We start from the raw sequence: 11304 nt of genomic DNA, 5'->3' as shown, positions 1-11304 counted from the left end.
CTGGGGGCGTGGTGCGGGTGGCGGGGCGGGAGATCTCGGCTGCGGCCACAGCCGGGAGTGGACGTCCTTCGGTATCCAGTCGGGAAGCCGTAGCCGGGCAGTCATTACTTGGTGGGCGGCGGTCTGGAACCGGGAGCATGGCCATGCTTCGGTCGAGCACAGCGGGCAGGCCCATGGCTCGTCCGGAGGCGGGAGGTGTGCAGTCAGTTCGTTGATCGCCGTGGCGACTTGCCCGGTAGGGCTGTCAGCCGCGACGACCACGGCAACGACCTCACGGATCCCGCCCATCGGATCACGCCGCCGCGGGGCCGGTTGGGGTCTGGGCTCGGGTGGCCAGGGCGTCGTCGGTTCCCCGCGGCGAGCGGATCTGGATGGTTGACCTCTCGGCCCGCCGGACAGCCCCAGCGAGCTGCGTCGAGCCGCAACCGAGTTGGTGGCCTGCCAGGTCTTCGCCGGGGTGGAGAACCCTCAGCGACGTTGAAGAGCGATGAGAAACGGTCACGGTGCAAGCTCCGAGGCTGGGTGAACGGGCGCGTGTCGATGTGCGCGAAGAGCCTCGATGCGGGTGCAGATCATCGAGGCGAGTGTGTCCGGTGGGTACAGGCTGGTCTCAAGTCGAAGCACCTGAACGCCAGCAGCAGCGAGGGCGAGAGCAGCGTCCCTGTACAGGGCGGTCTCCTGCACGCTGACGTCCGGACGGCTGTGGTAGCGGCTACGAAGGCCGCCTCGTTGTAGGCGTTCGGCGATCTTGTCCGGGTCAGCGGTGAGGATGACGGCAAGATCAGGAGGGTCAGCCAGGGCGTTGATGGCTTGGAGGAAGTCCAGTTCGACGCCGTCAAGTCGCTGCATCACCAAGCCGGTCGGGACGTACCTGTCACTCACGACAACGTCGCCGGCTGCAAGGCGGGGTCGGATCTCAGCTTCAAGACGTTGGTATCGATCGGCGGCGAACAAACATGCGAGGGCTGGCCCCGACGTGTCGGCGTGGACCCTCGCACGAGCCAACGCGCCGATGTCGGTTTCGCTCGGTTCGGACGTGAGGTGCCGGGGCACCTGGGCCGTACGCAGGCGCTCGCCGAGTGCACGGACCGTCGTGCTGACACCGACGCCAGAGGGGCCGTCCACGCTGACGAACACGCCAGGCATTTGTTCCATGGGAGCTCTCTCGGAGGTGTTGACCCGGTACTGGAGGCCGATTCAGACCGCGCTCGTTGCCGGCCCGAGCGTGAGCTCCCGCGAGCCTGGCGTGGTCCCTGGAGCGCCGACTCCGACGATCTCTGTCGTCGGCGTAGGCGTCCGGCGGAGCTCGTTCTTCGCGAGCGCCGATTCCACTGGCACGTTCGTCCTCCTGGGTTGAGCTGAGCCAGGACCGGCCCAGATGTGGAGCGGCCTGCTCGTTGCACGTGGCGGGTGAAATACCGCCTGTTCCCAGCCTGCTGCCCCGCGCCTTGATCGACTAGGCCATCCGCTACCCGTGTTGCTGGTCACCGGCCCAGCAGCTGGACATATGCTGGACAGGTGTCCAGCCCCTCACTCTCCGTCGACGAGGTCAAAGACGGCCTCAAGCGTTTGCGCCAAGGTCATGGCCTGGCTCGACCAACGGCGCTGCTCTCCACGCTCCCCGAACCCGTCCGGGCGTATCTCGCCAACGGGGCGGTCTGCGACCCTGGTTCGGTCGAGGAAGTGAACCAGCTCGTGGCCGTGCTTCGCCGGGCGATCGAGGGCTTGGCCGACGATGAGCGGTTGTACGTCGAGGTGGACTTCAACCTGGTCACCGAGCATCGGTACCCGACGCTGACAGAACGGCAGGAGTCGCTGGCGCGGCTGCGGAAGTGTGCGGCGAAGACCGTACGGCGTCACGCCGACCGAGCGCTGGACACCCTCGCCTACCTACTCTTGAGTAACACCGACGTGTCAGCGCAACCCCGGACGTCATCCTCCAGCAACGGAGTGGGCCCCCACCAGGGTCAGCCCGCGGCCGGCCAGACGGCCGATTGGGAGGAGGACCTCCGCGCATTCTGGCGGCTATCGAACGGATCTCGGGTCGACATCGTCTGCTCGGAGATCCCCGGAAACGAACTGCCCGAGTACGCCTCGCCGACCGACCGCAACTACCTCCGGTACGCCAAGTTCGCCGACCTGGACACGCTGATCTACTTGCGGACTCGGTTCGCGCAGCTGGCCCCGATGGTGACGATCCGAGACTTCGCGCCGTCCGAGTACTACGACACCCAGGCGGATGTCCTGGTGGTCGTCGGCGGCCCACCTTGGAACGCGAAGTACCGAGAGTTCCTCCCGCAGTTGCCGTTCTACTTCGAACCTCACCCCCTCGGCGAGGACGACCCCTTGGTTATCCCCGATCTGGGCGGGCTCACTCTGGGGCCACGGTGGACTCAACGCCAGGAACTGCTCGAAGACCTCGCTGTGTTGACCCGTCTCACACTCGCGCAGGGCACCACGGTCTTCTTGCTCGGTGGGTGTTTGACCCTCGGTGTGCTCGGTTCTGCTCGCTGCCTGCTCGAAGCCGAGCGCGGCGCGCGGAGCGTCCGTTACGTCACCGAGCAGGTTGGCGACGCCGACTTCGTCCTGGTGACCGAGGCCAGGCGAATCGGCGGTATCACCGACGTCACGGACCTGACCATGGTCAACCCCCTGCTACTGCTTGCTCGCCGACACAACGAACCGTTTACCGCGGTCGTCGACAACTCCGACCGCTACCTCGACGATCGAACCGGAAGAGGAATCCGTCGCATTGATCACGCCCGCTGACCTCCGCACGTACGTGATCAATCTGCCCCGGCGCCCAGATCGCCGTACGTGGATGGCCAACACCCTGCCACCCGACCTGCCGGTCACCTTCACGTCGGACTGGACCGGGCCCTTCGACGGCCACGAACTAACCCGGCATCAACTGGAAGCCGCCGGCTACAAGCTCTTCCCGTGGAAGATCACGTCCGACAATCCGTGGTGGAGTCGGCCCCTGAAGTACGGCGAGGTCGGCTGCACGCTGGCACATCTCGCCTGCTGGCGGCACGCTGCCGAGAACGGCGACGAGAAGTTCGTCGTCATCCTCGAAGACGATGCGATCGTCAGATCCACCTTCCTTGAGGACTTGCTCGTTGGACTACGTCGCGTCTCCGGCAGCCCGTTCGACTTGCTCTACCTAGGACGTTTTCCCCTTGAGCCTGAAGAAGATCAGCCAGTAGCCGCTGGTTTCGTGTCACCCGCGTACAGCCACTGCACCTTTGGTTACCTGCTTACCCGGTCTGCTCTCGACATTCTGCTTGCGACGCACTTGGAGCACGCGATCGTGCCGATCGACGAGTTCCTTCCCTCCCTCTACATCGAGCATCCGCGCCCCGACGTACGGGTGCGTTTCCCAAAGCAGCTCAAGGCATTGGCGTTTGATCCGCCGCTGGTTCGCCAGCGCCCCAAGGACGAAGCCGGCAGTGACACAGAGGACTCAGACTTCGTCGAGCCGTAGCTAAGCGCGAGCCCGCGTGCTCGAAGGTTGTGACCGCACGACGAGCCGCGATCGAAGGGCTTCCAGCTGGCGTCCGACGAGACCCCCGCGGCGCAGATAAGACTGGCCACCGCCGAACTCGTCGCGCAGGTAGGACAGCGTGGAAGCCATCGTGTCCGCACGGGCACTGTGGAGTTCGCGGACGAGCTCCAACAGCTCCACATCCTTGATGTCGGCTCGCTTCGCCGTGTAGTAGGCGCCGAGTCGTGCGGCGCTAGCGGCGTAGTCGACTGCTACGGCATCGTCGGGAACGCCAACGGCTTTGAGGATCAACGCGATCACAAGTCCGGTGCGGTCCTTGCCGGCCTGGCAGTGCACTACCACTGGGCCCGGCGGTGCATCTGCCACAGCTGCCACAGCTTGCACGAACCGGTGGGAGTAGAGGCCCAACTTGGACCTGTAGCGGTCGACCAAGCGGGCCTGGCGATTGGGAGGGTCAATCGGAATCGACAGAGGCACGTGGCAGTACATGTCGGCAGCAGCGAACGGGCTTGGCTCACGTTCGCATTGGGCGGCGGTGCGCAAGTCGACGATACGGCTGGGGCGCAGCTGCCGAACAGCTTCGACGCCGTCGTCGGTGAGACGTGAGAGCCGGTCGGAACGGATCAGTGCTTGCTCGCGAATGCGGCCACCCCCTGCGGTAGGCAGGCCACCCAAATCGCGAGCGTTCAGACAGGCCGGCCAGTCGAGATCACGAAGCTCTGCTACTGCATCGACTTTGGTGTCCTGCGCGAGGTTGGTAGCGCCGTTCGTCACGGCAGGCGGACCTTCGACAACGACTGCCAGTGCCCAATCAGGTTCTGCAGTCGGCGTCCCTTCCATTGCTCGGCCGGGGTCTGGACGTTGACGCCGGTCACGACGCACTCAGGCGGCACGTCCTTGGTTACTACGGCGCCTGCTGCGACATAGCTGCGCGGGCCGATGCGGACCCCGCCCACCACACGTGCTCCATAGCCGACTACGGAGTCGGCCTCGATCACCGGCGGTTCCTCATCAACGTCCCACCACCCTTCATGAGGGCGGGTGTACTCGTGCACCAGTTCGCCCATCACAGTGGATCGATCGCCGATAGTCGTGCCGTCGCAGATGAATCCCGCCACCGTCGCGTCGACGCCGATCGTGACTCGATCACATACGTATGCTCCGTAGACAATGCGGGTTCGATCGCCGATCACGCTGTTGTACCCGATTCGCACGCGATCCTCGATCACGCAGTCCGCGCCGATCTGAACCCCTTCATAGATCACGATGTGGTTGGCCAGCAAGCACTTCGGTCCGACCGTGACCTGGTCACCTATCAGCGAGGAGCCGGGGTTCTGCTGCTCGGCTCGCAGGCGCGCCTCCTTGGGATAGCCCAGGACGCAGTGCTCACCCACGATGCTGCTGCTATCAAGGTTCACGGGTGCGTACAGGGAGGTGATGTTCACGCCGACTCCCGGTCATTGATCAGCCACCTCACTGTGACCGCGACCGCCTCGTCCTCTCGTTCCCGCGTATCGAACCCGTGATCTGAGCCGCGGACCGCGTGGAACTCGGTGTTCGGCTTGGCGGCAGCCGCCTGCTGTGCGATCTCGTACGAGATCGCGGTGTCCTGGTCGCCGTGCACCACAAGTGCGGGAACCGTACTCGCCGCCAAGTACTTCAGCGGCTCGTAGTGATGGAACTCCTCGAACAGGACTCGGCCAACCTCAAACTCGCCGTCCAGCATGAGGAATCCCTGCGTGGCCAACAGCTTCTGCTGTTCCACGTTGAAGTTTTCCTTACCCCACGGCAGTTCTGGGTCGACGAAGGTGCGTTGTAGGTCCAGCACGGGGTTCCATAGAGCCAACCGGTCGAGGCGATTGCCGAGCCACGGAAGGGACAGCGACGTGGATACCGCGCCAAAGCTCGATGCCACGATCGCCAACGGACCTGGGAAACGGCCAACCATGTACTCGACGGCGGCCTGCAGGTCGAGCATCTCGCCGGCAATCGTCATACCCCGCTGTGTTCCGTGGCTGTCACCGTGTCCCCGGAACGAGAACCGCAACACGTTGAAGTCCGCTTCCGCCAACTGCTCAGCGAGACGAACGAACATCCCACCTTCAGTCATGTTGGCGTTGATCCCATGGGCCTGGACAACCACACCTCGGCGCCCATGCGCACGGGCAGGATGCCACGCGGCGTCGAGCCGCATGCCGTCGATAGACGTCAACTCCACCTGTTGCATTCCAGCTGCTCCCTTGCCACCAGACGTGACTGTCTGCGCTTGACCAGTGTGCCCGAGGTGATCGAGCGGCCCGAGCAGGCCAGGCAACTACTCTTTGCCATATACTGCTACGCACTGTTACCGTGTTTGGTGTCATGGGCTCGTCCAGGTGGCCCGATCGGGAGGGGCACGATGGGACTCATGGGAGACAGCGCGCCGATCTACGACGACAAGTCCGCGGTGCGGGCTGAACTTGACCTGACGTCCGCCGAATGGCAGCGATACGACGCCGGCCGTCGGCGCGATCGACACGTCGAACTTGCGTTCGTAGAGCACACCGACGGCGTCGTGTATACGGTGATGCGCAGCTCGGCGGATCCAGCGGGCCCCGTGCTGGTCTTCACGCCAGCCGAATGGGACGCGTTCACTCGTGGCATCCTCGCCGGTGAGTTCGAGCAGGAAGAGCGCTCAGGCCCTGATCCGAGCGCCGACTGACGACACCTGCGCGAACACCCGAAGGCCACTGGTTTACCTCTGCGAACGTGTCCAGGCCATGTCCAAAAACTCGGCGCGCGGATGGGCTAGCTGATCTTGCTGCGTCGCAGCATGCTCGATCCGTGGAGCAATCCTCGGTGAGCGGTTCGGCGGCTTCAGGCCGTCCAAATGATGGTGCAGCGCGGAGCGGGCGCCATGAGCGATGATGCGACCTGGGTTCCAGCAGGAGTGGACACCGACCAGCCGAGCGTGGCTCGGATGTATGACTACTTCCTCGGCGGTGGACACAACTTCGCGGCAGATCGACACCTAGCCGACAAGGTGCTGGAAGTCATCCCCGCCAAGGACATCGCCCGGATCAATCGATCATTTCTCCGCCGGGCGGTGCGCTACCTCATCAACGAGGCCGGCATCCGGCAGTTCCTCGACCTCGGCTCGGGAATCCCTACGGTGGGCAACGTGCACGAGATCGCTCAACACGAAAACCCTGACTGCACCATCGTGTACGTCGACAACGACCCGGTGGCCGTGGCTCACGGCGAACTGATGCTCCAACAGAACGCGAACGCGACGACCATCCTGGCCGACCTACGTCACCCCAAGACGGTGCTCGGGCACGACGAGACCTTGCGACTGATCGACTTCCGCGAACCGACCGCGGTCCTCATGTGCGCCGCCCTGCACTTCGTGCGAGATGAGGAAGGCCCTGCGGACATCGTTGCTGCCTACCGCGATGCACTCTGCCCAGACAGCGCCTTGGTCATGTCTCACGCAACGCACGATGACTATCCGGAGGATCTCGCGCGGGCGGCTGAACTGTACAAGGACACGAAGAACCCGGTCACAGCTCGCGCACGAGAGCAGATCATCGAGTTCTTCGCCGGCTTCGACCTCATGCCGCCTGGCGTCGTCCTCCTCCCACTGTGGCGCCCCGACTTCGGGGAAATCGCCGACCCCCGCCGCTCGCTGTGTTACGGAGGCGTCGGTATCAAGACGATCTAGCCCGATCAGGCGACCGGTGTCCAGATTTTGTCCAGCTCATGGTCGACCTGTCCAGCAACACGGCAGGCTCCTGGGATAGCTGATCTTGCACCTGTGGCGCAGGCTGCAGGTACCGCGACAACTACAGCCCGGAAAGCCTCATGACCCTCCTCCCTGCGACGACGGCCACGTCGACGTCTCCCAACCTCGGCAGCGAGATCCTCCGGCACACGACGGCGTCAACCCCGACAGCACCGCCGCCGGATGTAGTCGGAGGCTGGCGGAGACGGGAAGTTAGCCCCCCGGCTTCCCGCCTCCGCCGGTCGTCTATCCCGAACTGGGCCGGGTAGGCGCATGGGCAAGAAACTGCTGGAATCCGCGGACACGGAGGAATTGCTCTGGGAGTTCGCCAGAGACGGCTTCAGCCTCTACTTCTGCGGCGGTCGCAGCCAGCCGACCATCATCGTCGGAGCATACGAGTGGGACGACTACATCGACATCGTCAACATTCGTGGCGAAAACCGAGTCACCGCGGCTCGTGTGCCCAGGCGAGGCGAGGCCGACATCTTCTCACCTGAAACGATTGTTTGGTTCTATCAGGGAAATGTCGACCTAACGCTCAAGGCCATGCTGAGGCTCGTCCATCCGGAACATCCCGATGCGCCGACCACCGAGCATCCACCTCCTAGTGATCTTCATGTACCTCGTGCCGAGCAACGCCCCATGACGATCCGCCGCGCGGACGCAACCAGGATCGCTGCCCGTGCGGCCAAGCTCGCGGACCAGATTCCCGAGCTTGCAGCCAAACCGGAGCCGCGACGGACTCGCTGGTGGACACGGCTCGTCAGCCTCGTCCGAAGGATCGGCCGGCGCGGACGCACAGCCAGAACGGAGCATGTTTCCGACTCCGTCAGGCCGACAGCCATCAACGTGCCCAGCCCGCTTGCCGTGAACTCTTCGCGTGGAGACTCTGATGGGCATGACGCAGCCAGCGACCTATCGGGACGTGTTCGGCAACTCTGAGTTCCGGGCGCTCTGGACTGCCCACGTCCTGTCCGTGGCGGGTGACCAGCTCGCCCGAGTCGCGCTTACGGTTCTCGTCTTCGACCGAACCCGCTCTGCGGGTGGGCGGCACTCACCTATGCCGTGACGTTCGTTCCCGACCTGATCGGCGGGGCCGCGTTGTCGGTGATCGCTGACCGCTACTCGCGGCAGACGGTGATGGTCACCGCGGACCTCGCGCGGGCCGCGCTCGTCGGAGCGATGGCCATTCCAGGACTCTCGCTCATCGGCCAGATCGCCCTGCTAATCGGGGTCCAACTGCTCGCGGTGCCGTTCGGGGCGGCGCGCACGGCAGCCCTTCCCGACATCCTGCGCGGTGACCAGCTCACGGTCGGGATCGGGCTGATCAGCATGACTTACCAGTTCGCACTCGTTCTGGGTTTCGGTGCAGGTGCCGCAGTGGTGACCGGCCTCGGCACGACTGGCGCGCTCCTGGTGGACTCGGCGACGTTCGTCGTGTCCGCCCTGGTGATCAGGCTCGGCGTCGGACCACACCAACCTAGAGCTCGATCCGACGCGGAACGTCGGTTCCCTCATAGCCGGTCAATAGCCGCTGGCGTGCGGCTCGTCGCGCATGATCGTCGGCTCCGGGTTCTGCTCGGAATTGCGTGTCTCTCGGGCTTCTATGTTGTCGCCGAGGGCCTGGCTGTGCCGTACTCGGCCGAGATCGGCGCCGGCACGCTGGGCGCCGGGTGGTTGTTGGCTGCCAACCCTCTCGGCACGGTGGTCGGCATGCTGCTGCTGAAGCGCATACAGCCGGAACGGCGGCTTGCTCTCTTGGGCCCGCTGGCCGTCATCACCTGCGCACTCCTGGTGCCCACCTGGTGGGCGCCGGGCCTGGGCCTCACCGTCGTGTTGTGGGGAATCAGCGGCGCGGCCAGCGCACACGACATGATCACAAACTCGGCCTATGTGCAAGCCGCTCCTGAGCATGTCCGAGCCCAGGCCGTGGGACTTGCCGTCGCCGCCCTTCGCGCATCCCAAGGCATCGCCATCGTGATGGCCGGCCTGCTGGCTCAGGTGCTCGAACCGTCGAAGGTGATCGCGCTCGCAGCTCTCGGCGGCGTTGTTGCGGCATGCGCCGCCACCATGTCGTGGTCTCGCGCGGTCTCGCCTCAACGGGCTCCGCGAGGCGAGACCGACGAGAGCATGAGCGGCTGACGCATGCGGCCGATCGGGGACATGGCTGAGCAGATCATTGACCTAGTTGGCTTAGGGTCGATCACTGACAGTGGCTCAACGGGTCCAGTTGACGTCATCGCGCATCGCGGTTCACCTCCTGGTGCAGTTCCAAGTGCGCGAGCGGAGTACGCCCGACGCGATCAACGAGGGATTCATCTACGTGAATCGTTGGTCAACGCCGCAGGTCACGCGCGCTGCGGCGGACGAGGCGGCTTGTGTCACCAGTTCACGTCGCGCACGGCAGTTCACCTCCTCCCCGACAAGGATGCGAACTCACTCGCTGGTCTATCCGGGTGCATTCCGGCTACATCGTCCCTGGTCATCGGGCCCACGCAGGGTACAGATTCGGTTACGGTGGGATCGAATTGGCCAAGATCGGGCGAAAGCTGCACTGTTTGTGCAGGTGAAGGCTGGTGCGGACGCTGAAGACACCGTGGAGGGGAGTCGCTGACTGGAGCCTGTGGCAGGCTCCGCGGCACGTTGTTGCCTACGTACTGGTCGTCGGGGCCGTTGCAGTTGGAGCGTCGACTGCCACGGCGTTCCTCCAGCCGGTCACTCGCGCCGACTTGATGCACTTCGCCTTCTTGGCCGTCGCCGCCCTGGTGTACATCGAGCTGACCCGCTCGATCGAGCGACAACGTGAGTTCGTCGCCGGCACAGGCCCGTACCTCGACACGAAGTCGGTCTGGTCCTTCGCCGCGGTGCTGATCTGCCCGCCGATCCTCGCGACCGGGATGGTGGTGCTCACCTACGCAGCCGCCTGGCTCCGAGTCTGGCCGCGCCAACGCCCGGTTCCGCTGTATCGCTGGACGTTCTCGTGCTCGACGGTGCTGTGCGGCACTCAGGCCGCAGTTGCGGTACTCGCCCTTGGCATGAGCCAGTACCCAGGAGTTCCCCAAAACTCGCTGCCGACCGGCCTGGTCGACCTCGCCGTCGTGGCGGGCGCCGCAGCACTCCGGTGGATGATCAACTGCGCGCTGGTTCTCGCTGCGATCCTGATCTCGTCGCCGAAGATCAAGCCCTCTCAGCTGTTCGAGAACTTCAGCGAGCACTGGCTTGAAGCCGGGGCATTCGGCCTGGGCCTGGTTGCCGCCACACTGGTGGTCCGCGACTCCGTGGTTCTCGCCGGAGTGGTGATCGCATTGGTGGCGATGCATCGCGGGGTTCTTCTCGCCCAGTTCCGGCGCGCCGCCCGTACTGACGCGAAGACCGGCTTGTACTCCCCGGAGTGGTGGCACCAGATGGCCCAACGCGCACTGGAGCGCGCCGAGGTTCGAGGGACGGGCATGGCAGTCCTCATGCTCGACCTCGATCACTTCAAGGTCATCAACGACACCTACGGCCACATCGTCGGTGATCAGGTGCTCCGGGCAGTGGCACAGGAACTCGCGGCCGAAACCCGTGACTACGACACCGCTGGCAGGTTCGGCGGCGAAGAGTTCATCGTCCTTCTGCCCGAGGTTGACGCCGAGAACGTCAGAGGGATCTCCGAACGTATCCGCCGCCGCATCCATGGCCTGGTCATCCCAGCGAGGACCGAGGAAGGCGAGGCGGTCACGATCAACGACCTGACGGTCTCCATCGGCGCTGCCATGTACCCCAGTGCGGGGATCGGCACGCTCGAAGAGCTCCTCCAGGCTGCTGACTCGGCTCTTTACAAGGCCAAGAACAATGGCCGGGATCAGGTACATCTGGCGACCAGTCGGATCCCCGCGCAGCCGGGGCCGACTGAACCGGCGTAGACGACCGGCCACTTGCCGACGACGCGGGAAGGAAGCGGCTCGCCGCCGTGAGCCGCCGAGCCGCGACCGCGTAAACGCACACCACCGGCCTACTCCGCGAGGTCGCAGTGGGAGCCGGGCAGCATCGAAGA

11 protein-coding genes are annotated in these 11304 nt (G+C 64.8%); 7 read left to right on the top strand and 4 right to left on the bottom strand.

The genetic code is table 11. The features are described from left to right. Positions 1-498: 498 nt before the first annotated feature. Positions 499-1155: a dTMP kinase gene (locus HFP15_RS38900; RefSeq protein WP_168523026.1), complete on the bottom strand. Its 657-nt coding sequence runs from the start codon at positions 1153-1155 to the stop codon at positions 499-501. A gap of 540 nt (positions 1156-1695) precedes the next feature. Here HFP15_RS38900 and HFP15_RS38895 point away from each other — a divergent pair. Both HFP15_RS38895 and HFP15_RS38890 read left to right on the top strand, forming a co-directional pair. Then, positions 1696-2769 (top strand): hypothetical protein, encoded by a 1074-nt coding sequence (locus HFP15_RS38895; protein WP_210718451.1) that lies wholly within the window; start codon positions 1696-1698, stop codon positions 2767-2769. Positions 2770-2782: 13 nt separating this feature from the next. After that, positions 2783-3484, top strand: coding sequence for a glycosyltransferase family 25 protein (locus tag HFP15_RS38890; protein ID WP_312871966.1), 702 nt, complete (start codon positions 2783-2785; stop codon positions 3482-3484). Here the strand turns inward: HFP15_RS38890 and HFP15_RS38885 are convergent, their stop codons facing one another. From HFP15_RS38885 to HFP15_RS38875, 3 genes are read right to left on the bottom strand one after another with little or no spacing between them, the layout of a single operon-like run. Then, positions 3485-4279, bottom strand: coding sequence for a tyrosine-protein phosphatase (locus tag HFP15_RS38885; RefSeq protein WP_168523019.1), 795 nt, complete (start codon positions 4277-4279; stop codon positions 3485-3487). Next, positions 4276-4950 (bottom strand): DapH/DapD/GlmU-related protein, encoded by a 675-nt coding sequence (locus HFP15_RS38880; RefSeq protein WP_168523017.1) that lies wholly within the window; start codon positions 4948-4950, stop codon positions 4276-4278. The genes HFP15_RS38885 and HFP15_RS38880 overlap by 4 nt, the downstream gene beginning before the upstream one ends. Beyond that, positions 4947-5732 (bottom strand): alpha/beta hydrolase, encoded by a 786-nt coding sequence (locus tag HFP15_RS38875; RefSeq protein ID WP_168523016.1) that lies wholly within the window; start codon positions 5730-5732, stop codon positions 4947-4949. Before HFP15_RS38875 ends, HFP15_RS38880 begins: the two co-directional genes overlap by 4 nt. Positions 5733-5912: 180 nt before the next feature. Between HFP15_RS38875 and HFP15_RS38870 the strand changes: the two genes are divergently transcribed. The 5 genes from HFP15_RS38870 (at position 5913) to HFP15_RS38850 (ending at position 11173) form a co-directional block, all read left to right on the top strand. Next, complete coding sequence (locus HFP15_RS38870; protein ID WP_168523014.1) at positions 5913-6206, top strand: DUF397 domain-containing protein; 294 nt, start codon at positions 5913-5915, stop codon at positions 6204-6206. Between the two features lie 195 nt (positions 6207-6401). After that, positions 6402-7208 (top strand): SAM-dependent methyltransferase, encoded by an 807-nt coding sequence (locus HFP15_RS38865; RefSeq protein WP_168523012.1) that lies wholly within the window; start codon positions 6402-6404, stop codon positions 7206-7208. 333 nt (positions 7209-7541) lie between these two features. Continuing rightward, complete coding sequence (locus HFP15_RS38860) at positions 7542-8210, top strand: hypothetical protein (protein WP_168523010.1); 669 nt, start codon at positions 7542-7544, stop codon at positions 8208-8210. 123 nt (positions 8211-8333) lie between these two features. Next, a complete protein-coding gene (locus HFP15_RS38855) occupies positions 8334-9410 on the top strand; it encodes an MFS transporter (protein WP_312871965.1) in 1077 nt (358 codons plus the stop codon). 434 nt (positions 9411-9844) lie between these two features. Next, positions 9845-11173, top strand: a complete 1329-nt coding sequence (locus tag HFP15_RS38850) for a GGDEF domain-containing protein (protein WP_312871964.1) — start codon at positions 9845-9847, stop codon at positions 11171-11173. Positions 11174-11304 lie beyond the last annotated feature (131 nt).

This window comes from Amycolatopsis acididurans (assembly GCF_012328925.1).
Lineage (GTDB): Bacteria > Actinomycetota > Actinomycetes > Mycobacteriales > Pseudonocardiaceae > Amycolatopsis_E > Amycolatopsis_E acididurans.
The sequence above is the reverse complement of the archived record's forward strand: the minus strand, read 5'-3'. Positions and strand labels throughout refer to the sequence as shown.